Genomic DNA, 22,824 nt, shown 5'->3' with positions numbered 1-22,824 from the left:
CTATTTTGAGAAAGGGGAGTTGAAGCTTGACGGAAGCCGTTAAAGAACATACACGAATCGGGGTTGTCTCGATCATCGGAGGATTGTTCGTTGCCTTATCCATGACATTATTTTTAATTCCAGCCGGTGTCTATTCGACAGGATTTACGGGCCTTGCCCAAATCTTGACGGCACTACTTGCTGGTACACCGTTTGAACTAGGGGAAGGACTCTGGTTCTTTATTCTGAACGCACCACTGCTCGTCGTTAGTTATTTTATGCTCGGGCGGAATATGATGATCCATACGCTTGTCAGTGTCGCCTCGGTCACGTTGTTCATTCGTATGCTTCCGCAATCGCAGCTCCTCTCGGACGACCCGCTCTTGAACGCCGTGTTCGGCGGTGTGCTTTTGGCAATCGGATCAGGGATTACGATTCGTTACGGGGCCTCGACAGGAGGCTTTGACATCGTCGCGTTGATTCTCGCGAAGTTCACGAACAACTCGGTCGGTGTCTACCTCTTCTTGATGAACATGATGATCGCGCTCGCAGCAGGTGCCTTGTTCGGATGGCCGACAGCGCTCTACACAATCGTCTTCTTGTATGTGACATCAAAAGTAATCGATGAGATTTACACGAATACGCAGCGTCAGACGCTCTTCATCGTGACGAACCATCCGGATGAAGTCACGAAAGAATTGCATCAACACGTGTTCCGCGGAATCACGCTCATGCCGGCAATCGGCACGTACTCGAAAGTCGAGAAGGCGACGCTCATGATGGTCGCGCAACGACACGAGGTGCGTGAAATCACACGGATCTGCAAAGATGCGGACCCATCGGTTTGGATCAATATCTTGCCGACAGAGGACGTCGAAGGTACGTTCCGTCGCTAATTGAATAAATCACAAAAAGCACCGACTTTTTAGTCGGTGCTTTCGTTATACCTTATACCTTGATTCCAAGTCGTTCTTCTAGGAAGAGGGCAATGCCGTCGTCCATGTTCGAAGCCGTCACTTCGTTGGCTACGTTTTTCAGTTGGTCGATGGCATTTCCCATCGCGACGCCCGTCCCGACATAGTCGAGCATCTCGAGGTCGTTCTCTTCATCACCGAACGCGATGATCTGCTTCCGATCGATGTTTAAATGCTTCGAGACTTCCTGGAGTCCGAGTGCCTTCGACGTATTTTTGCTCATGACCTCGATCATGTGCTCGGGCATACGCCACTGACGATTCAATACCGCCTCGGCATGAATGTCGTCGAGTTGGGAGCGGACGTGCGCCACGTGTTCTTCTGTCGCATGAATCAATAGTGACGTTGGCTCGTCCTGCAAGTGCTTCAACAAATTACCCGACGTGACGCTGAGCGCACGTTCTGCATACGGGCTGTAGAACTCTTGCGGGTCCTTTTGGAAGTAAACGTGGTCCGTCACTTCGACAACGATGTTATGTGCTTTCGTGTCGGCGACCTCTTCAATGATATCGTGTGCGGTCTTGAGTGGAATCGGGCGATGTGTGACCGCGTAATTCGCATCTTTCGGGTGATGCACGAGGGCACCGTTAAAGTTGACGAGCGGAGTCGTCAATCCCATCTGCTCATAGTACATGATGGAGTGGCGCTTTGGACGCCCTGTCGCGATCATGACTTCATGACCAGCTTCACGTGCCGCTTGAAGGGCACGGAGATTTCGTTCACTAATGGTTTTATCATCTCTTAATAACGTTCCATCTAAATCAACTGCGATTAAATAACGTGACATCAGTTATCCTCTTTTCTTCACAATGATGTTTCTACGACCGTATCACATTTTTTGATTTGACGGAAAGAATATACAATCGAAGTCGCATATTCCATTCGAACAATGCTATACTAATGTCGTATGAATTTTTACGAATCATCTGTGAGATGGAGGGGACGTTCAATGCGTTATTTAGTGACATTGATCTGGGCGATTGTGCTCTCAAATACAGCGGTGTTTATCATTTCTGCTGTTGATGGTGTAGAGTTCAACGCGATGCTCGCGACAGGATTTGGCGTGGCCATCACAATCTTCGTTGCGCTTCTCGATGTCTTAAACCAAGACATGGGAATCAGCGACGTTGCACAAGAGAAGTAAGCCGTCTACAATCAAACTGACTCGTGCATGAGTCAGTCTTTTTTCTTTATCTAACAATAAGAGGAGGATCATGCATATGAAAAACCCTGAAAAACGCGCGAATTTTATTACGTTCGCCATCATCGGAGCGATTATCGTCATCGGGATCGGTCTGTTGTTCTTTTTAAACGGAGCGAATGAAGAAGAAGGCGTCAATGCCGTCACTGCAGATGAATTACAGCAACAATTAGACCAGGACGGCGAGGTTGTCGCTTACTTCTGGCAAACAGGCTGTGAATATTGTGAGCAAGTAAAACCATATGTCGAACCGCTCATCGAAGAATATGATGCGGTATCAATCAACTTGGCAGACCATAACGTATGGGAAACATACGGCATCAACGGAACACCGACCATCATCCGATTCGAAGATGGAAAAGAAGTCGGTCGCATTGAAGGTGCTGTCTCTGAACAACAATATGAGACGTTCTTTAAGAATGAGGAGGCAAAAGAGGAATGAAGCGTCGTTTTTACCAAACGTTATTTGAGTTGAACGCCTCGCCTTGGATTGCCACGCGCCTCAAACGCTTCGCGGAGTCGAGCGTGAGTCGACACTTGGTTCCGTCGTTTGCCAAAGTGTATGACATTGCGGTGGAGGAAGCGGAACAGCCGCTTCACGCCTATCCGTCACTTCATGCATTTTTCACGCGTCACCTAAAACCGGGGGCACGTACGATTGATGAATCAGCCGACACACTCGTCTCACCATGTGACGGGAAACTCTCGGTCATCGAATCGATTACGGAAGATAGTCGCTTTGAAGTAAAAGGACAGTCTTACACGCTTGCGGAGTTGCTCGGTTCTCAACAAGAAGCGAGACGCTACGCTGACGGAACGGTCGTCGTCCTTTACCTCAGCCCACGCGATTATCACCGGGTCCATACGCCGCTTTCGGGGCGTGTGCTCAGTCACTATGAACTGGGGGACCGCTCGGCGCCAGTAAACGAGATCGGGTTGACGGAGACGGTGAGACCGCTCTCTCGCAACTACCGTCGTGTGACACGATTTGACAGCCCGGCTGGAACGTATGAACATATCATGGTCGGTGCCTTGAACGTGAATACGATCGAGTGGACGCTCGATGGCGATCAAGCCGATAAAGGGCAAGAAGTAGGATACTTCTCATTCGGTTCGACTGTCGTCCTTTGTTTTGAGAAGGATACGATTCAAATGGACCGTGAAAAAATGGGTCCGGTTCGACTCGGTGACGTCATCGGAACGATCAAAACCAACTAATTTTGTATCAATTTTCTTCCGACCGAACGATAGACTAGTCGTTTGGTCGGTTTTCGTTTACCATAGAAGGGATATCAATACTTGTATAAGTAGTTGAATCGTTTAGCTAATTGGAGGAATTTTACGTGTTTAATCGACTTTATCCGAAACAGTTCGTCGCGACTGTGTTTGACATCGACTTACAAGAATTGAAAGACCGTGGGGTACGCGTCATTTTGACCGACCTTGATAATACACTCGTGGCCTGGGACGTCCCGCATGCGCCTGAGCTTTTATTGATGTGGCTTGAAAAAGTGAAATCATACGGTTTCGATGTGATTGTCGTATCAAATAATAACGAGAACCGTGTACGAACGTTTACGGAGCCGCTTGGCCTTCATTATGTCGCTCGTGCCAAGAAGCCGTTACCTTCTGGTTTCAAAGCAGCGCTCTCGAAATACGGCTATTCGCCGAAAGAAGCCATCTTCTTAGGAGATCAGCTGTTCACGGACGTGCTCGGTGCGAATATGGCCGGTATCCACGTCATCCACGTACAACCGGTCGTCAAGACGGACGGACTCGTCACGAAATTCAACCGGATGCTTGAGAAGGTTGTCTTCGCGCACATGAAGCGTCGCGGGAAGTATGTATTGATCACGAAAAAAGTGGAAGAGCTTGCTGTGGATGCACAGCGGGCGAAAGTCGCAGTCGCTGAAAAAATTGGCGAGGCGATGCATTCACGTTCCGAAGATTCACATAAAAAAGATGAATAAGACCTCGAACGCACAGGAAGAAGGAGGCTGCCCATGTACGGCGACCAAGGCGTCGGAATTAACGCTTCAGGAGTAGCAGCGAGGTGCTACGGCGAATGAAGAAGGGGAAACCTAAACGGCAGTAAGTACAACTATGGAAGAAACCAAACGATATTGCGCTGGGTGCGGTGTAGCCATCCAAACGGAAGACCCGAACGGGGTTGGCTACGCACCGAAATCGGCACTTGACCGAGAAATTGTCATTTGCCAACGTTGCTTCAAATTGAAGCACTATAACCAAGTCCAAGACGTAGAGTTATCTGATGATGACTTCTTACGTATCTTGAACGGAATCAGTTCAAAAGAGGCGCTCGTCATTAAGATTGTCGACATTTTCGACTTCAATGGCAGCTGGCTCCCGGGACTTCAACGTTCTGTCGGCTCGAACCCGGTCCTATTAGTCGGGAACAAGGTGGACTTGTTGCCGAAATCCGTCAACCCGAACCGGATGGCGAACTGGATGAAGGCTGAAGCAAAAGAACTCGGCTTGAACCCAATCGACGTCCATTTGATCAGTGCGAAAAAAGGGCATGGGATCGACGAACTCGCTGAAAAGATTGAATATTACCGAAAAGGAAAAGACGTCTTTGTCGTCGGTTGTACGAACGTTGGGAAGTCGACACTCATCAACCAGGTGATCAAACGTTTCGGTGAAGAGGATGAAGCCATCATCACCGTCAGTCATTTCCCGGGAACGACGCTTGACTTGATCGACATTCCGCTCGATGATGATGCGAACTTGTACGATACACCAGGAATCATCAACCGTCATCAAATGGCACACTATGTCGATGCAAAAGATTTGAAGACGATCACGCCGAAAAAAGAAATCAAGCCACACGTATTCCAATTGAACCCGCAACAGACGCTTTACTTTGGCGGTTTGGCACGCTTGGATTACTTGGAAGGCAATAAACGTTCGTTCGTCATCTATATGTCGAATGAGTTGAAAGCACACCGTACGAAACTCGAACGCGCGGATGAGCTCTATGACCAGCATATTGGGAAGATGCTCAATCCTCCGAACGAGAAGACGCTCGAAATCTTACCACCACTCGTACGCCACGAATTCAGTTTACGAGATGGTGTGAAGACAGACATCGTGTTTAGCGGTCTCGGATGGGTCGCGATTCACGGTAAAGGCGGTCGCATTGCGGCTTGGGCTCCGAAAGGCGTCGCAGTCACACTCCGCGAGGCGCTCGTATGAATCTGGCTGTCATCGGCCACCCGATTGCTCATTCGCTCTCTCCCCAACTGCACGAGCAGTGGTTGAGGGCGTCTGGGCTTTTCGGGCGTTATGAGGCCATTGACGCGATGGAGACCGACCTGCCTCGCCTGTTCGAAGCGATGCAGGAAGGCGAATGGGACGGGTTCAACGTAACGATCCCATACAAAGAAGCGGTCGTTCGTTATGTCGACGAGCTCGACGAGGCTGCCAAGATGGCCGGTGCCGTCAACACGGTGTATAAGCGGGACGGACGCCTCGTCGGAACGAATACAGACGGTGCCGGGCTCGTCCAAGCATTGATGCCGTTCACGGATTGGTCAGGGAACGTTCTTGTCATCGGTGCTGGCGGTGCCGCACGTGGAATCGTGCAGGCGTTACCGACGCGTCAGGTATCAATCGTCAATCGGACAGTTGAACGGGCAAAAGAGCTCGCCAACACGTTCGGCGTTACCTATACGACGTTCGACGAGGTCGACATCTCACGCTATGACGTCATCATTCAGACCACTTCTGTCGGGATGGACGAGAGATCGACACCACTTTCATTAGAAGGATTACGACAAAACACGGTCGTTTGTGATATCATATATCGTCCACTTGTCACCCCGATGCTTCAAGAAGCGAAACGTCGCGGAGCAAGAATTGTGACAGGTGTTGCCATGTTCGTCGGTCAGGGCGCGCTCTCGTTCGAGAAATGGACGGGCGTGAAACCGGACGAAACCATCGGAAAAAAGTTAATCGAAGGATTATTGGAGGAATAATATACTATGCTATCAGGTAAACAAAAACGCTTTTTACGCGCAGAAGCGCACCATCTCTCACCAATCTATCAAGTTGGGAAGAATGGGGTCAGCGAAGCGATGTGTAAAGATATCGTGGACGCACTCGAGAAACGCGAATTGATCAAAGTTCAAGTACTTCAAAACTGCATGGACACGCCAAAAGACGTGGCCGGTGAGTTGTCAGAAGGTACACGAGCTGAGGTCGTTCAAGTTATTGGTAAAGTCATCGTCTTATACAAAGAGGCGACTGAGAAAGAAAATCGCCAAATCAAACTCCCATGAGCCGCATCGGTTTGATGGGGGGCACGTTCGACCCGCCGCATCTCGGTCATCTATTGATTGCCGAACAAGCTCGCGAACAGCTTGAACTCGATGAAGTCTGGTTTTTACCGGCCGCGATTCCGCCACATAAAGTCGGATTCAGCTCGGCAGACCATCGAATCGAGATGACCCGTCGTGCCATTCAAGGTCAGTCAGACTTCAAGTTGAACCTGATTGAGTTTGAACGGAGTGAACCGTCTTACACGGTAGAGACGATGAAGCGGTTGATTGAACGGCATCCAGACGATACGTTCTACTTCTTGATTGGAGCGGATTCGCTCGTCGCACTCGAATCGTGGCACGACTATGAGACGCTCATCGGTCTCGTCACGTTCGGTGCGGTCGCCCGTCCCGGGACACGTTACTTGATTCCGGAGAAGGCGGACGTTCGTCCAATCGATATGCCGCAACTTGAGATTTCGTCTACTGATATCCGGGAGCGGGCGAAGCGTGGCAAGTCCATCAAATATCTGGTCCCGACTTTGGTCGAGACGTATGTGAAGGAGCATAAGCTGTATGACGTTTGAAGAAGCGCACGAGTTGATTAAACGAACGCTACCGGAAAAACGCTATATCCATACGCTCGGTGTTGTTGAGACAGCGGAGCGAATGGCGATTCAGTACGGCGAGAACGTCGAACAGGCCCGTCTTGCTGCAATGCTTCACGACTATGCAAAATATGTTGACACCGAAGAAATGCGTCAAGTCGTCATCGAAGAAGGACTGGATTCAGCTCTTCTTGAATACGGGGACGAGTTGTTGCATGCGCCGGTCGGAGCCGTCTTGCTGGCTCGTCAATACGACCTCGATGAAGCGGTGCTCTCTGCGATTCGGAACCATACGACGGGAGAGCCAGGGATGTCTCGTCTCGATCAAATCCTATTCGTGGCCGATGCCATCGAACCGAATCGGAATTACCCGGGAGTTGATCGCCTGCGAGCAGAAGCGGCTCAATCGCTCGAAGCGGCGGTTGTCGCAACACTGCGCCAAACGATTGAATTTTTATTGAAGAAGTCGGTGCGGATTTTTCCACTGACGATTGATACGTATAATGATTTTGTGAATACACCTTAGGAGGGTCAATATGACTGCAAGAGAAGAATTAGAATTGATTGTGAAAGCGGCTGACGATAAACGTGCCGAGGAAATCGTCGTACTCGACATGGAAGGTATCTCGCCAATTGCGGATTATTTCGTCATCTGTCACGGGAACTCGGAGAAACAAGTTGAAGCGATCGCGCGTGAAATCAAAGACGTCGCTGGCGAAAATAACTTGCCACTCCATAAGTTTGAAGGAATGGATACAGCGCGTTGGGTACTTGCTGACCTTGAGAACGTCGTTGTCCACATTTTCCACCGCGACGACCGTGATTACTACAACCTAGAGAAATTGTGGGCTGACGCGCCGCACGTCGAAGTGGAAGTCGGCTAATGGCATACGAAGGATTCGCCTATGTATACGACGAGTTGATGAAAGACGCGCCGTATGATGAGTGGGTCGCTTTCGTGCGTCGTCACGTCGAAGATGGCGCGACACTCGCGGATGTCGGATGCGGGACAGGGTCGGCGACGATCCGCCTCGCCGAACATTACGACGTCATGGGGATCGACTTATCGGAGTCGATGCTCGAAGTCGCACAAGAAAAGGCACTTGAAGCAGAAATCGAGTTGCCGCTTTGGGAACAAGATATGCGTGAGTTGGAACTACCGGAACCGGTCGATGCGGTGACGATCCTCTGTGACTCACTTTGCTATCTTCAGGATGAGGCAGACGTGATTGACACGTTCGAATCCGTCTACAACCAACTCAAACCAGGTGGGCTGTTCATCTTTGATGTCCATGCCCCGAATAAGATGCAGACGCTCTTCAACCAAAAGACGTACGCGTCAAACGGGGAAGACTGCTCGTATATCTGGTTTGCCGATCCGGGAGAAGCTCCGCTTTCGGTCGTTCATGATTTGACGTTCTTCGTCGCGCTTGAAGACGGGACGTACGAACGGATCGAGGAGACGCACGAACAACGGACGTATGAACCAGGGCAGTACATGCAATGGTTGATCGGTGCCGGGTTCCACGTCAAATCGGTTACATCTGATTTCACCGAACATGCACCAGGAGCGGATGCCGAGCGTATCTTCTTCGTAGCCCAGAAATAAGCAAATCCCCGATTCTTGACGAATCGGGGATTTTTGTCGTTACGCTTCGTGGCTGAACTGCCACTGGACACCGAACTGGTCTTCGAGCATACCGTACGCCTTGCTCCAAAACGTTTCTTGGAGCGGCATCAAGACACGTCCGTTCACGGCTAGTGCATCGAATTCGCGATGGATGGCATCAAGGTCATCCGTGACGACGGCGAGCGTGACGTTATCGCCAAAGTTGACCGGTCCGTCAGGCATGGCATCAGAGAACATGAGTGATGAGCCGTGAATCGATAGTCGGGTATGCAACACGAGATCAGCCATTTCACTCGGGACCGGTTGACCATCTGGACCGGGTTGGTCACCGAACGTCATGATGTCTGGAGTGGCATGATTAAACACATTGGCATAGAAGTTCACGGCGTCGCGGCAATTCCCGTTAAAGTTGAGATACGGATTGATCGGCATAGCAAGTTCCTCCTCGGATTCATAATATTAATTATAGAACATATGTTCGTTTAATGCAATCGAGTCATCGAATTTCCATTGTGTAGGTTGAACACGATTGAGAGTCGGGAATAGAGATTATAGAGAATAAATTAAATGAAAGAAGGCGAAGTATCATGAAGCTTACGAAAGGACGCATCCTTGAGTTCGGATTCGTCTTATTCATGGCGGTCATGCTTGTCACATCGATCATTGAAGAATCATGGTTCGACGCGAGTGTGGCGGGGGCAGGCATCATCTCAGGTCTCATCCCGTTTTTCATTGAAAAGACGTTTAAAACAGAACTCGATAGCAAGATGAAGGTAGCATATATCCTGTTCTTGTTTGCCTCACAGTATTTAGGGTCCATCGTCGGATTGTACGGAAACGGCTGGTGGGACACGTTCCTTCATCTATTGAGCGGTATCTTTCTTGCATTCTTAGGGTTCGACTTCTTCTCCCGGCTCGATGACGACATTCGGACCGAGATTCCGAAACGATTTTTATTCGTCTATATCGTCGTCTTCTCAATGGCAGGAGCGGCGCTTTGGGAGATGTATGAATTCACATCTGATGTCGTTTTGAACACGACGATGCAAGGGAACGGGAACGACGATACAATGGTCGACATCATCGCCGGTTCACTCGGAGGAGTGCTCGCCGCATTTTTCGTCGTCACCCTTCATCAACGTGAAAAATCCAAACAAAAGAGACACATGAAAAAAAGTTCGTGATTCACGAGCTTTTTATTTGTAATCATTCTAATGTTTTATTAATATCAAGATTGTAATGATTATAAATAATGGGAGGCAATCATATGGATCAACATCGTCAACTAACTACTAACCAAGGCGCACCAATCGGGGATAACGCCAACTCCATCACTGCGGGTCGTCGGGGCCCGACGCTTCTCGAAGACTACCAACTAATTGAGAAATTAGCGCATTTCGATCGTGAACGTGTACCAGAACGTGTCGTTCACGCGAGAGGGGCAGGGGCGCATGGTGTCTTCACTGTAAAAAATAGTATGAAACGATATACAAAAGCAGCATTCTTGCAAGAAGAGGGGCAAGAGACACCTGTGTTTGCGCGTTTCTCGACTGTCATCCACGGTTTAGGTTCACCAGAGACACTTCGTGACCCGCGTGGATTCGCCGTCAAGTTTTATACGGAAGAAGGGAACTATGATTTCGTCGGAAACAACTTGCCGGTCTTCTTCATCCGTGACGCGATTAAATTCCCGGACGTGATTCACTCGCTCAAACCGGATCCACAAACAAACCTTCAAGACCCAGACCGCTTCTTCGACTTCATGTCGCTCACGCCAGAATCGACGAACATGCTTCTTCATTTGTTCAGTGATGAAGGTATCCCGGCATCGTATCGCCATATGCGCGGGTCATCCGTCCATTCTTTCAAATGGGTGAATGAGTTTGGAAACACGGTGTACATAAAGATGCGCTGGGTACCGAAGCAAGGTGTTCAAAACTTATCGATGGAAGAAGCTGCGAAAATTCAAGCGGAAGACTTCAACCACGCGACACGTGATTTGTTCAATGCGATTGAAAATGGAGACTATCCGGAATGGGATCTGTACGTACAGATTTTAGATCCGGCGGACATGGACAACTTTGACTTCGACCCGCTCGATGCGACGAAAGATTGGTTCGAAGACGTCATCCCGTACCAATTGGTCGGAACGATGACGCTCAACAAGAATGTCGATAACTTCTTCGCCGAGACAGAGTCTGTCGGCTTTAACCCGGGTGTTCTCGTCCCAGGAATTCAGCCGTCGGAAGACAAGATGCTTCAAGGACGTCTCTTCTCGTATTCGGATACGCAACGTCACCGTATCGGACCGAACTACCTTCAACTTCCGATCAACTGTCCGTTTGCCCAAGTTGCGAACAACCAGCGTGACGGAGCGATGCCGTTCAAGCAACAGACGAGCCCAGTCAACTACGAGCCGAACCGCTATGAAGATGCACCGAAGCCGAATGCGGATTACATTGAGACGCCGCAACCGATCACAGGTGTGACGGGACGTCAGAAGATTGAGAAGACAAACGATTTTGGTCAGGCTGGAGAGGTGTATCGTCGTTATTCTCAGGAAGAGAAGGACGCGCTCATCCGTAACCTCGTTGCGCACATCAAAGAAGTTCGTCATGAGAAGACGGTTCTCCTCTTGATCTGTAACTTCTATCGTGCAGACCGCGAACTCGGGGAGCGTCTCTCAAACGAGTTGAACGTTGATCTCGCACCATTCTTGAACCAAATGTCGAACTAAACGAGTAGCCGCGGTCACGTACCGCGGTTTTTTGTATGCAAAAAGACGCCTCTCGCATGGAGAAACGTCTCGTCTATCGTCGTTATTCACCGACCATCCCGTCACCGTCACGGTCGTCCATATACTGATACAACCAATGGTCACGCGTGATGGGCATCTCGAATCCGGCGTTTTTTGCTTCCTTGATCGTCACTTGTCCGTTTCCGTCAATATCGATATCGGATAATTCTCGTTCCTCGACCGGCTCCGTGGTCACGTCAGGTGGAGAGTCGTCCGTCAGTCCGAGTGATTCGTTCACTTCTTCTGGGTCCGCATTATCATACGTATCCGTGACCGTATTGCCCCGTACGGTATACGTGTATTGGTAGCGGGAAGGGATCTGTGTCGTCGTATTCGGGTAGGTGATGATGGCCTCGAAGTCTTTCGCCCCGCCTGCTTTTCGAATGACGTCTTCCATGAACGCCTGATCCCCATAGCGATTGAGTGCACTGTTTTGTGGTGTGATATTATAGGCATTCGAGACACCGCCGAGGGAATCGGCAATAATGTGACCTTCATCGAGGTTCGGGTCTTCGACGCCCGGAACCTTTGCCTCGTCTGAATAATAACGACCAGAAGAATTGACGTCTTCGGTCTCATCGTCTTGGAGGGTGATCTCGTCAGCAATGACACGAATCAATTGACCATGCTCGTTCGTGAACGCCCAGTACTCACGGTCGCCGAAGCCGATATCGACGACGACATTCGCTTCCCGTGTTCCGGACTGATCACCGCCATCGACCTCGATTTTCGTATAGCCTTCAAATAAATCTTCTTCCTGTTCAGGTGAAGGCGTCTCGGTTGTCTGTTCTTCTTGTCTCTGTTCCTCTTCGACGGTTTCTTCAGTCGACGTCGGGACGCTCACATCGGCATCCGTACAACCGGAGAGGAGCAGTACCCCAAGCAGGAATGGAATGTAAAATGGTATTCTTTTCATATATCTCGCCCCTTATTCGAAGTTACGCTACCGTATTTTCTATGTAGTCTATAATGATAGCATAAGAAAACAAGAAGTGAGCGTCCCCCTTCAAAATGTGCCCGATAGATTCCTCTCATTTGTGGATTCAGAAAGCTTGTGCCAAGATTGAAAAAAAGGGGGAAGAACGTATGAACGAAGTGATTGAGACATTATTGAACCACCGTTCCGTCCGTGACTTTACGGACGAGACATTAACAGATGAACAAATCCAGACCATCGTCGAGAGCGCCCAACGCGCATCGACGTCTAGCTTTATCCAAGCCTATTCCATCATCGGGGTGACCGATGAAGCGAAGAAGAAACGACTTGCCGAGATTGCCGGTAACCAGTCCTATGTCGTCGAGAACGGTCACTTTTTCGTCTTTTGTGCGGATTTACATCGCCATGAAGTGATTGGTGAGCTGCAGGAAGCTGAAGTGTCTGCGACGCTTGAAACTGATGAGAAACTCTTGGTCGCCGTGATTGACGCTGCACTCGCCTCGCAAAATGCGGCAGTGGCGGCAGAATCGATGGGACTCGGCATCTGTTATATCGGCGGCATTCGGAACGACCTCTTTGCGGTCAAAGAAGTGCTCGGGTTACCGGAACGGGTCATTCCGCTCTTCGGGATGGCAGTCGGTGTACCGGCCAAGGTCGAAGATCAAAAACCACGCTTGCCGTTCCAACATGTGTACCATGAGAATACGTATGAAGCGAATCCAGAACAGATTAAGCAGTCCCTTTCCGATTACGATGCCTTGATTCACGATTACTATATGGTTCGTGGCTCGAACCCACGTAAAGACACGTGGACCGGACAGATGGGGCGCATGTTGTCAAAATCGACGCGTCTTGACGTCAAAGATTTCTTGAAAGCACAAGGCTATTTGAAGCAATGACAAAAACCGCCGACAAATCAATGTCGGCGGTTTTGTCATGTTCAGTTCAGTTGGGCATTGAGCCAATTCTTGTCGATGGCACCGAATTGTTTTGCGATGATCACACCGGATTCATCGAGCACATACGTCGTCGGCATCGCCTGAATTCGGTACGCATCCCCGACTTGACCGTCACGGTCATAGACGACAGTAAACGCGTCTTCGTACGGTTCGACGAACGAGATGGCATTGTCCGGGTCACGTTCGCTCGTCGTCGTGTTGACGGCGACGATGGTCACGTCGTCTCGCTCTTTCGCAAACGCAGCCATATCTGGCATTTCTGCGCGACATGGAGGACACCAGGACGCCCAGAAATTGACGACGACGAGCTTACCGCGTAAAGATGATAAGTCGAACGTACTCCCGTCAGTTCGTTGTAATTCGAACGAAGGGGGAATTTGCCCGATGTTTAGACCGGTCGATGCCGTCTCTGTCGTGACGGTTTGCGTAGCACGTTCCGGCAAGGCAACATTCACGACCGCGAGCAAGACGAGGACACCGATACTCACTTGAATCGCTTTCTTTGAAGGGCGAGCGACATAGAGCGAAAGCCCGAACAGGATGAAGACAATCCCAATCATCCACCATTGAACCTGCCCGACCGTATACGACTGAAACAGCCAGATGCCATATGCACCGAATGCGGTCCAAAGAATGCGTCCTTGCGTTGGCGCATGCATCCATCGCCACGTCGTTCCGAGTAGTAGAAGAATGAGGGCGGCGCTCCATAGATGAATCGGCTGGTCGGAAAGATTCAAAATCGTCCCGTATACCGGAACCGCGAGTGTCATCCCGAGCCAGATGAGGAGCCCGCTCAGCATCCAATATCCTAAAAGGTCTCGATCGAGTCGATAGACGAACAAAAGGACAACAGAGGCCGCAATCCATTGAGACCATACGCCTCCTGTAGCATAGATGGCAAGAGAAATATCACGTGTCGTCAACAGACCGATGACGATGGCGCTCCCTTTCCAGGCAAGAAATCCATAGAACCATGTACCGATGACGGCTTCACGCTGCTTACTCGTCAAACCGAGGAAACGGAAGATACCGTAAAGGACGGCAAGGCTTAATAAAAAGATGAGTAAATCGAAACGAATGTTGAGTGGACCGATAGCGACCACGTCTTTCCCTCCTAAACAAAAGGCGCCCCTCTTGAAGCGGGCGCCATATTCATAGTCAGTATAGCATTACTTGATTTGTTGAGCGTTCAAGACAGTCTTCATCGCGCCGTAGCCACCGAGGATATTGTGAATATCTTTGTAACCGAGTGATTGAAGGACACTTGCCGCCATGCGTGAGCGGACGCCTGATGCACAATGGACCGCAATCGTTTTGTCTTTCGGAAGCCCTTCGTGATCACGTGTGAGTTTACCGAGAAGGATACGCTCTGCCTTTTCGTAATGGCTTGCGTTCCATTCTGTCGCGTTACGAACGTCGAGGACGAACACGTCACCTTTTTCAGCAACTTCGATCGCTTCCTCTGCTGTCACGTCCGTATACGTTTCCGTCGCGAGTGATGCGTCGAGTTCTTCGACAGGGACGATGAAACGAAGGCGATCGAGACCGATTGATTGAAGATCGGTTTGTACTTGATCAACGTTCTCTGCACTTGCGATAACCGTGATGTCTTTGTCGAAGTTGACGAGCCATCCCGCCCAAGAGACGAACTTGTTGTTGTATGGGATGTTGATTGTCCCTGGTACGTGACCATTTGCGAAGTCTTCGCCTTTACGTGTATCGACGACCTGTGTCTCTTCGACGAGTGTATCAAGACGGTCCGACCCGACGACTTCAGGACGAGCGATATCTGTCGTCACTTGAATGCCTTCTTTGTTCACTTTCTTCATCATGGCGAAGTAGTTCGGCGGTTCTGGTTGATCCGTCGTCAACTCTTTGATGAAGGCATCTTTGTCCGTCATTTGAAGCGCCCAGTTCGTCGCTTTTTCGTAACCGACCGTCGATGTTGGAATCGCACCGAGTGCTTTCCCGCAAGCACTGCCTGCACCGTGTCCTGGCCAGACTTGAACGAAGTCAGGAAGCGCCATGAACTTTTTGAGTGAATCAAACATTTGTTCCGCGCCAATTGCCGTCGTTCCTTTCACACCGGCTGCTTCTTCGAGAAGGTCAGGGCGACCGATATCTCCGACGAAGACGAAGTCTCCTGTGAAGATTCCCATCGGTTGTGTCTGGTTGCGGTCATAAAGAAGGAACGAGATGTGTTCCGGTGTGTGACCAGGTGTATGCATGACTTCGAGTGTCACGTTTCCGATTTTGAACGTGTCGCCTTCTTTGACTAGTTGTGCGTCGATGTCTTTCGCGAATGCATACTTCCAAGAAGCATCACCTTCGTCTGATAGATAGGCTTTCGAACCTGTGCGCTTCGCGAGTTCGAGTGAACCCGATACAAAGTCCGCATGGATATGTGTCTCTGCCGTTGCGACGATGTTCATTCCTTCTTTTTTCGCTTCTTGAAGATAAGGCTCGATGTTACGGGCAGGATCGATGACGATTGCCTCGCCTGTCATTTGACAACCGACCATATATGAAGCTTGTGCTAGTTTCTCATCATAAAAATAACGTAATAGCATATAAATTTCCCCCTATGAGTAAAGTAATCGTTTATTCGACTTCGCCTTGCCAGCTCATCATCCCACCGTCGACGTTCGTGACGTCGAACCCGAGTGAGTCGAGATAAGCAGATGCGTTCATGCTGCGTCCACCGGCTGCGCAAATGACGTGAATCGGTTTAGAGCGATCGAGCTCATCGACTTTTGCCCCGAATTCAGAAAGTGGTACGTTTTTCGCTTGTTTGATGTGACCTCCAGCATATTCATCTACCTCTCGTACATCGATGAGGTTGAGTGAGTCGTCAGCTTGAAGTAACGCTTCTAATTCAGTAGTCGTAATCGTCTTCATGAGTCTTTGATCTCCTTTTCATGTTTAAGGTTTTTGGCAACGAGAATGTTTCGTTGGCTTTAATATACCCCCTAAGGTATAATGAGCGCAAGTGAAAAGAATTGGAGGGGAAAACATGAAGAGAATTTCCTTATTTGTTGGGATTTTGGTTTTAATGGCGATTTTTATCTTTGTAATCACATCAGAAAAGGATGGAATTACGAAAATTGACGTTAAAACTCTACAAAACAAATTGGAAAACGAGGAAATAACACTCCTTGACGTACGAGAAGTGTCAGAATACGAGGGGGGGCATATCGAGGGGGCGGTGAACGCACCACTTTCTTCATTAGATGCAAACCAACTGTCGTATCCGAAAGATGAACCGATCTATGTCATTTGTCGGAGCGGTAACCGAAGTGCCCAGGCCGCTAGCCAATTACAAGATGCCGGATATACAGACATTTATGATGTGTCGGGTGGCATTATGGCTTGGGAATCGATTGAATAAGTAGAGAATACGAAAACAAATGGAGGAGTCTATATGGAGTTCGGGTTTATCATTACAATCTTTCTAATTGGATTTATCGGGTCGTTCATTTCTGGGATGGTCGGGATTGGTGGGTCGATCATCAAATATCCGATGTTGTTGTACATTCCACCGCTTTTAGGATTTGCCGCTTTTAGCGCGCACGAGGTGTCTGGGATCAGTGCCATCCAAGTGTTCTTTGCGACAATCGGTGGGATTTATGCCTATCGTAAAGGTGGATACTTAAACAAGCAGTTGATTCTTTACATGGGTGTGGCCGTCTTGATCGGAAGTTTTATCGGGGGATACGGCTCGACCATTTTATCTGAGACGATGATTAATGTCGTATATGCCATCCTTGCGACGATTGCGACGATCATGATGTTCTTGCCGAAACCACAAGTGGACGACATGCCACTCGACCAAGTGCAGTTCAACAAGGTGATCGCGGCAAGTTCAGCGTTCATCGTGGGAATCGCAGCTGGTATCGTCGGGGCAGCGGGGGCATTCATTCTCATGCCGATCATGCTTGTCGTCTTACGGATCCCGACGAAGATGGCGATCGCGAGTTCACTCGCCATCACGTTTATTTCGTCGATTGGTTCGACGTTCGGTAAAATCATTACCGACCAAATCGTTTGGGAGCCAGCTATCATCATGATTATCGCAAGTCTGATCGCCGCGCCGATCGGGGCAAATGTCGGGAAAAATATGAATACGAAAGCACTCCAATGGATTTTGGCGTTACTCATTTTAGCGAGTACCGTTAAAATTTGGAGCGACTTGATCGCATGAAAAAATCACGATGCCTATATTCTGGCATCGTGATTTTTTTGCGTTACTTCGTAATGAAATAATAGAGAAGTCCGAGTCCGATAAACGAGACAGGGAGCAAGATGATGTAGAGCCAAGAAACCATCGACCAGCTCTTCTTTTGGCTATACGTGGAGCGGTCTTTCCCGAGACCGACCATGATGGTGAAAATGAGTGCAATCAAACAGACGAGCAATGCTAACCCAATCGTGAGAGCCATGTTGTCACATCCTTTTCCAAACTTGTTATCTTCATCATATCGTATGCACCGAAGAGACTTTCGACAGAATGTTGAGGTTGTGTGACAAAGGTGAAGGAGAAGAGTCACACTTACAAAATCATACAAGAAAAATCCCTTGTCACTCGAACGAATCGAATGAAAGGGATTGAATGTTTATTCCGCGAACGTTTTGCTACGGAACATAAAGGCCGTGATGAGATAGAAGGCGATGATATGAAGGGCGACATAGAAGATCGAGAAGCCCATCGTAGCGTCCATCGCTTTCATAAACTCAGGGTTAACGTCATAAATCGAAAGGTCGGTATGCAAGAAGACAATCCATTTTGCGAGTTCAGGTTTCCAGGCGACGAGAAGACCACCGATAATACTTGAGGCAAAGTTCGCGAGCACCGTGAAACCGATGACGACACCGACCGATTTGAAGACGACCGAGAACATAAGCGTCAAGAAGATGATGAAGATCGGTCCACTCACGCTGATGAGGATTGGTCGCACGACGTCCCATGTGACAGAACCGTCTAACGTGAGTGAGAACCCGAACGCGACGATTAGGATAAAGACGAATTGGAGCAACATGACGAGGACGGACATGACGAGTTTTGATAATAAGATGCGGTCTCGAGAATACGGACTCATCAAGAGATGCTTCAACGTATCAAATTTCAGCTCATTCCCGACCATCTCGGCCGTGAAGACGATGGTAAAGATGCTGAGGAAGGCGATGGCGCCCATCGTTGAGAATTCAAAGAACGATGCCGCTTCCGGTGTACCATTTCCGCTCGCCAATACGGCGTATACGATGAGAATAATCGCGGTGTATACGCCTAAGGCGACGTAAGGTTTAATCGTGCGACGCCACTTCATCCATTCATTGCTGAGTAATGAACGCATTGTTTGTACCTCCTTCTTTTTTCGTCAATTTCAAGAATTGTTCTTCGAGCGACTCGTGCTTCATCCCGATCTGGTAGACGGCGATGTCACGCTCGATCAACTGTTTCAATAAGACAGGGATATCCGTTTCCTGACGTGGCACGATGAACGATTCGGCAGACTGTTGAATGATTTTCACATCATCGAAAGCGAGAGCCGCGACGTCGAGCGCATCGCTCATCTGCTCTTTCGCGACTTTACAAAGGATGACGCTATCTGCTTTCGTCTGTCCGTCTTCCACCGACTTGATTTGTCCTTGGTCGATGATGGCAAAGCGGTCCGTGATCAATTCCATTTCGCTCAACAAGTGACTCGAAATGAGGATGGCAATCCCGCGATGGTCAGCGAGGTGACGTAAGTAATTTCGAAGATCGGCGATTCCGGCTGGGTCGAGACCGTTTGTCGGCTCATCAAGGATAAGTACTTTAGGATTATGCAACAAGGCACGGGCAATCCCGAGGCGCTGTTTCATCCCGAGCGAGTATTGTTTGACTTTCATATCGAGCTTTCCGTCGAGTCCGACGAGCGCACCAAGTGCGTTCAAATCGACTTTCTTTAAGTTCGGGATCAAGTTCATGGCATGAATCAAGTTCTCACGACCGGTCATGTACGGATAAAACGCCGGATTCTCGACGATGGCTCCGATTCGGCTAAGTGCCTCTTGGCGGTTGTTCGCGACGTCATACCCATCGACCGTCACGGTACCGTGTGTTGCAGGCATGAGGCCTGTAATGATTCGAATCGTCGTTGTTTTCCCGGCGCCGTTCGGTCCGAGGAAACCAAAGATTTCACCTGGGACGACATCAAAACTGACATTCGTCAATACCGTTGCTTTTCCCATTTTCTTATGGACATTTTGTACGGATAACATGTGGTCACCTATCTTTCTTTTTAAAAGTTTTAGTGTGCTTCCTACACCCCTTCTACGGCCTTGTATGAAATAAGGTTTCATCTTTTTTTGAAATTGTTGAAACAAATGAGTTGAGACACATTTTATCGATAAGCAAAACTTATCGAAATAGTATGGACGAATTGTGAATTTGTAAGGGTCTTTCTTTCATGAAAGGTGTAGTATGAAGTTGAGCGTAAGAGGCAAGATTTGGTTTTGTTCACTAGGGTAAGGGAAGAGTGAACTGCTTCGGGCTACATGTTAAAATGAAAGCGTTCACAGATTGAACGTTTAGGAATGGATAAGGGGGATTTATTCAATGGGAGAGTCGTCGAATGTTCACGAGAAATCGCAAGCATTTTATGGTCCTAACTTAGGCTACATCATTGAACTATACGAACAATATTTGGAAGACCCGTCTTCGGTCGATGAGGAGACACGTCGTTACTTCGACGAGAACGGGGCACCAGAATCATCACCGACAGAAGTACCGTTATCGGGTCCGTCGTTTGACTTGGAGAAAGTCGTCTCGGCGACACGCCTCGTCAACGATATCCGTGCGTTCGGTCATAAGGCGGCTGATATCTATCCATTGAAAGATCATCCGCGGGAACAGGAGTTATTCGAGCTGTCTCGTTACGATTTGACAGAAGAAGATTTGAAACAAATTCCGGCTCGTCTTCTTTCGGACGATGCACCGAAACCGAACGCGAGTGCCCTCGAATTATTCCGTCACTTGCTCGACGTCTACACAGGAACGGTCGCGATTGAACTTCGCCATTTGGACGATATGGAAGAGAAGAAGTGGATTCGCCGTCAAATCGAGCAAGGTGCATTGAAGCAATCCTTCTCGAAAGAAGAAAAAATCGAATTGTTCAAACGTCTGGCTGAGACAGAACTGTTTGAATCATTCCTTCATAAGACATATGTCGGACAGAAACGCTTCTCCATCGAAGGATTGGATGCGATGGTGCCGTTACTCGACGCGATGGTCGGCGGACTCATCTCGAGCGGGTCTGAACACATCAACATCGGGATGGCGCACCGTGGACGTCTGAACGTACTCGCTCACGTACTCGGCAAGCCGTACGAGATGATCTTTGCGGAGTTCCAGCACGCACCGAACAAAGAATTGATTCCGTCTGAAGGATCAATTGGGATCAACTTCGGTTGGTCAGGCGACGTGAAATATCACCTCGGTCTTGACCGAAAAGTTGTCGAGCAACAAAAAGAAGTACGTCTCAACTTGGCGAACAACCCGAGTCACCTTGAATTCGTTGGATCTGTCGTCGAAGGGTACACACGTGCTGCACAAGATGACCGTTCTGAGAAAGGATCGGCTGTTCAACACGATGATTTGGCAGCCTCGATCTTGATTCACGGGGATGCGGCCTTCCCAGGACAAGGAATTGTCGCGGAGACGCTCAACATGACGAATTTGACGGGTTACCGTACAGGTGGGACAGTTCATGTCATCGCCAACAACACGATCGGTTTCACGACGGACCCGAACGATTCACGCTCGACACGTTACGCGAGTGATATCGCCAAAGGATATGAAATCCCGGTCTTACACGTGAATGCGGATGACCCAGAAGCATGTGTCGCCGTCGCGAAGCTGATCAGTGAGTATCGTGCCAAGTTCCATAAAGACATCTTGGTCGATTTGATTGGGTATCGTCGTTACGGTCATAACGAAATGGACGAACCGATGAACACGAACCCGGTTCTTTATAAAGCGATCAAAGGACATCAGTCTGTCCGTCACGTATATGCCGAGCAACTTGAGGCAGAAGGCGTCATGACAAAAGACGAAAAAGCACAAATCGAACAGAAAATCGAAGAGGCACTTAAAGCAGCACGTGACCTCGTTCCTTCTGAAGAAGAGGATGCTGACATCGTCTTACCGGACGCGGTCCATAAAGGATTCCCGAAAGTCGATACGAGCGTGAAACTCGAACTCCTCACGCAATTGAATGAAGAGTTACTTGACTGGCCAGAAGGCTTCGGAGTCTTCCATAAGCTTCAAAAAGTACTCGATCGTCGCCGTGACGCATTCGGTGAAGGTGGGAAAATCGATTGGGGTCATGCGGAAACGCTCGCCTTCGCTTCGATTCTTTCAGACGGTACGCCGGTTCGCTTGAGCGGTCAAGATTCGGAGCGCGGAACGTTCGCCCAACGGAACATCATGTTGAACGATGTCGAGTCAGGGAAGAAGTTCTCGCCACTCCATCAGCTGTCGACGGCGAAAGCTTCGTTCTCTGTCTACAACAGCCCGCTTTCTGAAGGATCGGTACTCGGATTTGAGTACGGCTATAATGTGTTCGCCCAAGACACGCTCGTCTTATGGGAAGCGCAATACGGTGACTTTGCGAACTCTGCGCAGGTCATGTTCGACCAGTTCATCTCGGCAGGTCGCGCGAAATGGGGTCAAAAATCAGGGCTTGTTATGCTCTTGCCACACGGTTATGAAGGACAAGGTCCGGAGCACTCGAGTGCACGGATGGAGCGTTACTTGACGCTTGCCGGGGAGAAAAACTGGACAGTCGCAAACCTTTCGTCTGCGGCACAATACTTCCATATCCTCCGTCGCCAAGCCGAGATGCTCGGCAAAGAAGAGATTCGTCCGATGATCATCATGACACCGAAGAGTCTGCTTCGTCATCCGCTCGCGACATCACCAATCGAGGCGTTCACGGAAGAGAGTTTCAAACCAATCGTTGAACAGCCAGGTCTCGGTGAACATGCGGAGAAAGTCGAACGTCTCGTCTTCTGCACAGGGAAGATGGCGATCGACCTCGCGGAAGCGGTCGGCAAGTCAGAAGAGTCACTCGACTTCTTGCACATTATCCGAGTGGAAGAGATTTATCCGTTCCCGGTACGCGAGATTCGTGACGTCATCAGCCGTTATCCGAATGCACGTGAAATCGTCTGGGTACAAGAAGAACCGAAAAACATGGGGGCTTGGACATACATCGAGCCTCGTCTTGAAGCAGTCACAACGAACCGACTCGACGTTCGTTACATCGGTCGTCGTCGTCGTTCGAGCCCGGCTGAAGGAAATCCGACAGCCCATAAACAAGAACAAGCACGCATCATCCGTGAAGCACTTTCTCGTGACGTCGTCTCAAGCGGTGCAGGCACGAGCACATACCAAAAAGATCGTAAATAAGTTAAGGG

Annotated in this window: 27 protein-coding genes; 18 read left to right on the top strand and 9 right to left on the bottom strand. The window is 49.3% G+C overall.

Annotated features, from left to right (window positions below):
* Positions 1-26 precede the first annotated feature (26 nt).
* Positions 27-875: a YitT family protein gene (locus KNO87_RS06390; RefSeq protein ID WP_074032674.1), complete on the top strand. Its 849-nt coding sequence runs from the start codon at positions 27-29 to the stop codon at positions 873-875.
* A gap of 52 nt (positions 876-927) precedes the next feature.
* On the opposite strand, the gene KNO87_RS06385 is transcribed toward KNO87_RS06390, so the two are convergent.
* Complete coding sequence (locus tag KNO87_RS06385) at positions 928-1,740, bottom strand: Cof-type HAD-IIB family hydrolase (protein ID WP_214794469.1); 813 nt, start codon at positions 1,738-1,740, stop codon at positions 928-930.
* 162 nt (positions 1,741-1,902) lie between these two features.
* Between KNO87_RS06385 and KNO87_RS06380 the strand changes: the two genes are divergently transcribed.
* The 11 genes from KNO87_RS06380 to KNO87_RS06330 all read left to right on the top strand — a co-directional run bounded on the left by KNO87_RS06380 (position 1,903) and on the right by KNO87_RS06330 (position 8,651).
* Positions 1,903-2,097 (top strand): YjzD family protein, encoded by a 195-nt coding sequence (locus KNO87_RS06380; RefSeq protein WP_074032676.1) that lies wholly within the window; start codon positions 1,903-1,905, stop codon positions 2,095-2,097.
* A gap of 76 nt (positions 2,098-2,173) precedes the next feature.
* Positions 2,174-2,596 (top strand): thioredoxin family protein, encoded by a 423-nt coding sequence (locus tag KNO87_RS06375; RefSeq protein ID WP_214696100.1) that lies wholly within the window; start codon positions 2,174-2,176, stop codon positions 2,594-2,596.
* A complete protein-coding gene (locus KNO87_RS06370; RefSeq protein WP_214789620.1) occupies positions 2,593-3,372 on the top strand; it encodes a phosphatidylserine decarboxylase in 780 nt (259 codons plus the stop codon). The genes KNO87_RS06375 and KNO87_RS06370 overlap by 4 nt, the downstream gene beginning before the upstream one ends.
* Before the next feature lie 125 nt (positions 3,373-3,497).
* Positions 3,498-4,124 (top strand): YqeG family HAD IIIA-type phosphatase, encoded by a 627-nt coding sequence (locus KNO87_RS06365; RefSeq protein WP_214789618.1) that lies wholly within the window; start codon positions 3,498-3,500, stop codon positions 4,122-4,124.
* 133 nt (positions 4,125-4,257) lie between these two features.
* Complete coding sequence (yqeH, locus tag KNO87_RS06360) at positions 4,258-5,370, top strand: ribosome biogenesis GTPase YqeH (protein WP_015880995.1); 1,113 nt, start codon at positions 4,258-4,260, stop codon at positions 5,368-5,370.
* Positions 5,367-6,152, top strand: coding sequence for a shikimate dehydrogenase (gene aroE / locus KNO87_RS06355; protein WP_214789616.1), 786 nt, complete (start codon positions 5,367-5,369; stop codon positions 6,150-6,152). The genes yqeH and aroE overlap by 4 nt, the downstream gene beginning before the upstream one ends.
* Positions 6,153-6,158: 6 nt before the next feature.
* Positions 6,159-6,455, top strand: a complete 297-nt coding sequence (yhbY, locus tag KNO87_RS06350) for a ribosome assembly RNA-binding protein YhbY (protein ID WP_214789614.1) — start codon at positions 6,159-6,161, stop codon at positions 6,453-6,455.
* Positions 6,452-7,021, top strand: coding sequence for a nicotinate-nucleotide adenylyltransferase (locus KNO87_RS06345; RefSeq protein WP_214789612.1), 570 nt, complete (start codon positions 6,452-6,454; stop codon positions 7,019-7,021). The genes yhbY and KNO87_RS06345 overlap by 4 nt, the downstream gene beginning before the upstream one ends.
* Positions 7,011-7,568: a bis(5'-nucleosyl)-tetraphosphatase (symmetrical) YqeK gene (gene yqeK, locus KNO87_RS06340; RefSeq protein WP_214789610.1), complete on the top strand. Its 558-nt coding sequence runs from the start codon at positions 7,011-7,013 to the stop codon at positions 7,566-7,568. Before KNO87_RS06345 ends, yqeK begins: the two co-directional genes overlap by 11 nt.
* Positions 7,569-7,578: 10 nt before the next feature.
* Positions 7,579-7,926 carry a ribosome silencing factor gene (rsfS, locus tag KNO87_RS06335; RefSeq protein WP_214739453.1) on the top strand — a complete coding sequence of 116 codons (348 nt, stop codon included), beginning with the start codon at positions 7,579-7,581 and terminating at the stop codon, positions 7,924-7,926.
* On the top strand, positions 7,926-8,651 hold the full coding sequence (locus KNO87_RS06330; RefSeq protein ID WP_214794467.1) for a class I SAM-dependent DNA methyltransferase: 726 nt from the start codon (positions 7,926-7,928) through the stop codon (positions 8,649-8,651). Before rsfS ends, KNO87_RS06330 begins: the two co-directional genes overlap by 1 nt.
* A gap of 39 nt (positions 8,652-8,690) precedes the next feature.
* Here KNO87_RS06330 and KNO87_RS06325 read toward each other — a convergent pair whose 3' ends face one another.
* A complete protein-coding gene (locus KNO87_RS06325; RefSeq protein ID WP_214789606.1) occupies positions 8,691-9,104 on the bottom strand; it encodes a VOC family protein in 414 nt (137 codons plus the stop codon).
* Positions 9,105-9,259: 155 nt separating this feature from the next.
* On the opposite strand from KNO87_RS06325, the gene KNO87_RS06320 reads away from it, so the two are divergent.
* A complete protein-coding gene (locus KNO87_RS06320) occupies positions 9,260-9,856 on the top strand; it encodes a DUF2238 domain-containing protein (RefSeq protein ID WP_214789604.1) in 597 nt (198 codons plus the stop codon).
* Between the two features lie 83 nt (positions 9,857-9,939).
* Complete coding sequence (locus KNO87_RS06315) at positions 9,940-11,409, top strand: catalase (protein WP_214794465.1); 1,470 nt, start codon at positions 9,940-9,942, stop codon at positions 11,407-11,409.
* Positions 11,410-11,491: 82 nt separating this feature from the next.
* On the opposite strand, the gene KNO87_RS06310 is transcribed toward KNO87_RS06315, so the two are convergent.
* The gene (locus tag KNO87_RS06310; protein WP_214794463.1) at positions 11,492-12,385 is read right to left on the bottom strand and encodes a DNA/RNA non-specific endonuclease; all 894 of its coding nucleotides are present in this window, start codon (positions 12,383-12,385) and stop codon (positions 11,492-11,494) included.
* Between the two features lie 170 nt (positions 12,386-12,555).
* Here KNO87_RS06310 and nfsA point away from each other — a divergent pair, with 170 nt between their 5' ends.
* Entirely contained in the window at positions 12,556-13,305 is a 750-nt protein-coding gene (gene nfsA / locus KNO87_RS06305) for an oxygen-insensitive NADPH nitroreductase (protein WP_214794460.1), read from the top strand.
* A gap of 41 nt (positions 13,306-13,346) precedes the next feature.
* Here the strand turns inward: nfsA and KNO87_RS15570 are convergent, their stop codons facing one another.
* From KNO87_RS15570 to KNO87_RS06290, 3 genes are all read right to left on the bottom strand, one after another.
* A complete protein-coding gene (locus KNO87_RS15570) occupies positions 13,347-14,468 on the bottom strand; it encodes a TlpA family protein disulfide reductase (RefSeq protein WP_214794457.1) in 1,122 nt (373 codons plus the stop codon).
* Between the two features lie 66 nt (positions 14,469-14,534).
* Positions 14,535-15,935: an MBL fold metallo-hydrolase gene (locus tag KNO87_RS06295; protein WP_214794455.1), complete on the bottom strand. Its 1,401-nt coding sequence runs from the start codon at positions 15,933-15,935 to the stop codon at positions 14,535-14,537.
* A gap of 31 nt (positions 15,936-15,966) precedes the next feature.
* Positions 15,967-16,263, bottom strand: a complete 297-nt coding sequence (locus KNO87_RS06290; RefSeq protein WP_015881009.1) for a rhodanese-like domain-containing protein — start codon at positions 16,261-16,263, stop codon at positions 15,967-15,969.
* A gap of 115 nt (positions 16,264-16,378) precedes the next feature.
* Here KNO87_RS06290 and KNO87_RS06285 point away from each other — a divergent pair, with 115 nt between their 5' ends.
* A complete protein-coding gene (locus KNO87_RS06285) occupies positions 16,379-16,753 on the top strand; it encodes a rhodanese-like domain-containing protein (RefSeq protein WP_251126757.1) in 375 nt (124 codons plus the stop codon).
* A 33-nt stretch (positions 16,754-16,786) separates the two neighbouring features.
* Complete coding sequence (locus KNO87_RS06280) at positions 16,787-17,566, top strand: sulfite exporter TauE/SafE family protein (protein WP_214794453.1); 780 nt, start codon at positions 16,787-16,789, stop codon at positions 17,564-17,566.
* A gap of 43 nt (positions 17,567-17,609) precedes the next feature.
* Here KNO87_RS06280 and KNO87_RS06275 read toward each other — a convergent pair whose 3' ends face one another.
* From KNO87_RS06275 to KNO87_RS06265, 3 genes are all read right to left on the bottom strand, one after another.
* The gene (locus tag KNO87_RS06275; RefSeq protein ID WP_214696058.1) at positions 17,610-17,804 is read right to left on the bottom strand and encodes a hypothetical protein; all 195 of its coding nucleotides are present in this window, start codon (positions 17,802-17,804) and stop codon (positions 17,610-17,612) included.
* Positions 17,805-17,978: 174 nt separating this feature from the next.
* Complete coding sequence (locus KNO87_RS06270; protein ID WP_214789589.1) at positions 17,979-18,716, bottom strand: ABC transporter permease; 738 nt, start codon at positions 18,714-18,716, stop codon at positions 17,979-17,981.
* Complete coding sequence (locus tag KNO87_RS06265) at positions 18,694-19,626, bottom strand: ABC transporter ATP-binding protein (RefSeq protein ID WP_214696054.1); 933 nt, start codon at positions 19,624-19,626, stop codon at positions 18,694-18,696. Before KNO87_RS06265 ends, KNO87_RS06270 begins: the two co-directional genes overlap by 23 nt.
* A gap of 337 nt (positions 19,627-19,963) precedes the next feature.
* Here KNO87_RS06265 and KNO87_RS06260 point away from each other — a divergent pair, with 337 nt between their 5' ends.
* On the top strand, positions 19,964-22,816 hold the full coding sequence (locus KNO87_RS06260) for a 2-oxoglutarate dehydrogenase E1 component (protein WP_214794451.1): 2,853 nt from the start codon (positions 19,964-19,966) through the stop codon (positions 22,814-22,816).
* Positions 22,817-22,824 lie beyond the last annotated feature (8 nt).

The organism is Exiguobacterium sp. s34, from assembly GCF_018617435.1.
Lineage (GTDB): Bacteria > Bacillota > Bacilli > Exiguobacteriales > Exiguobacteriaceae > Exiguobacterium > Exiguobacterium aestuarii.
The sequence above is the reverse complement of the archived record's forward strand: the minus strand, read 5'-3'. Positions and strand labels throughout refer to the sequence as shown.

What these genes read in the sequence shown, in the direction of transcription:
- KNO87_RS06285 (WP_251126757.1), top strand. Translation starts at nt 16,379, where the DNA reads ATGAAGAGAATTTCCTTATTTGTTGGGATTTTGGTTTTAATGGCGATT.
- KNO87_RS06260 (WP_214794451.1), top strand. Translation starts at nt 19,964, where the DNA reads ATGGGAGAGTCGTCGAATGTTCACGAGAAATCGCAAGCATTTTATGGT.
- KNO87_RS06320 (WP_214789604.1), top strand. Translation starts at nt 9,260, where the DNA reads ATGAAGCTTACGAAAGGACGCATCCTTGAGTTCGGATTCGTCTTATTC.
- KNO87_RS06370 (WP_214789620.1), top strand. Translation starts at nt 2,593, where the DNA reads ATGAAGCGTCGTTTTTACCAAACGTTATTTGAGTTGAACGCCTCGCCT.
- rsfS (WP_214739453.1), top strand. Translation starts at nt 7,579, where the DNA reads ATGACTGCAAGAGAAGAATTAGAATTGATTGTGAAAGCGGCTGACGAT.
- KNO87_RS06385 (WP_214794469.1), bottom strand. Translation starts at nt 1,740, where the DNA reads ATGTCACGTTATTTAATCGCAGTTGATTTAGATGGAACGTTATTAAGA.
- aroE (WP_214789616.1), top strand. Translation starts at nt 5,367, where the DNA reads ATGAATCTGGCTGTCATCGGCCACCCGATTGCTCATTCGCTCTCTCCC.
- yhbY (WP_214789614.1), top strand. Translation starts at nt 6,159, where the DNA reads ATGCTATCAGGTAAACAAAAACGCTTTTTACGCGCAGAAGCGCACCAT.
- KNO87_RS06295 (WP_214794455.1), bottom strand. Translation starts at nt 15,935, where the DNA reads ATGCTATTACGTTATTTTTATGATGAGAAACTAGCACAAGCTTCATAT.
- nfsA (WP_214794460.1), top strand. Translation starts at nt 12,556, where the DNA reads ATGAACGAAGTGATTGAGACATTATTGAACCACCGTTCCGTCCGTGAC.
- KNO87_RS06315 (WP_214794465.1), top strand. Translation starts at nt 9,940, where the DNA reads ATGGATCAACATCGTCAACTAACTACTAACCAAGGCGCACCAATCGGG.
- KNO87_RS06310 (WP_214794463.1), bottom strand. Translation starts at nt 12,385, where the DNA reads ATGAAAAGAATACCATTTTACATTCCATTCCTGCTTGGGGTACTGCTC.
- yqeK (WP_214789610.1), top strand. Translation starts at nt 7,011, where the DNA reads ATGACGTTTGAAGAAGCGCACGAGTTGATTAAACGAACGCTACCGGAA.
- KNO87_RS06325 (WP_214789606.1), bottom strand. Translation starts at nt 9,104, where the DNA reads ATGCCGATCAATCCGTATCTCAACTTTAACGGGAATTGCCGCGACGCC.
- KNO87_RS06375 (WP_214696100.1), top strand. Translation starts at nt 2,174, where the DNA reads ATGAAAAACCCTGAAAAACGCGCGAATTTTATTACGTTCGCCATCATC.
- KNO87_RS06275 (WP_214696058.1), bottom strand. Translation starts at nt 17,804, where the DNA reads ATGGCTCTCACGATTGGGTTAGCATTGCTCGTCTGTTTGATTGCACTC.
- KNO87_RS06290 (WP_015881009.1), bottom strand. Translation starts at nt 16,263, where the DNA reads ATGAAGACGATTACGACTACTGAATTAGAAGCGTTACTTCAAGCTGAC.
- yqeH (WP_015880995.1), top strand. Translation starts at nt 4,258, where the DNA reads ATGGAAGAAACCAAACGATATTGCGCTGGGTGCGGTGTAGCCATCCAA.
- KNO87_RS06345 (WP_214789612.1), top strand. Translation starts at nt 6,452, where the DNA reads ATGAGCCGCATCGGTTTGATGGGGGGCACGTTCGACCCGCCGCATCTC.
- KNO87_RS06270 (WP_214789589.1), bottom strand. Translation starts at nt 18,716, where the DNA reads ATGCGTTCATTACTCAGCAATGAATGGATGAAGTGGCGTCGCACGATT.
- KNO87_RS06265 (WP_214696054.1), bottom strand. Translation starts at nt 19,626, where the DNA reads ATGTTATCCGTACAAAATGTCCATAAGAAAATGGGAAAAGCAACGGTA.
- KNO87_RS06330 (WP_214794467.1), top strand. Translation starts at nt 7,926, where the DNA reads ATGGCATACGAAGGATTCGCCTATGTATACGACGAGTTGATGAAAGAC.
- KNO87_RS06280 (WP_214794453.1), top strand. Translation starts at nt 16,787, where the DNA reads ATGGAGTTCGGGTTTATCATTACAATCTTTCTAATTGGATTTATCGGG.
- KNO87_RS06380 (WP_074032676.1), top strand. Translation starts at nt 1,903, where the DNA reads ATGCGTTATTTAGTGACATTGATCTGGGCGATTGTGCTCTCAAATACA.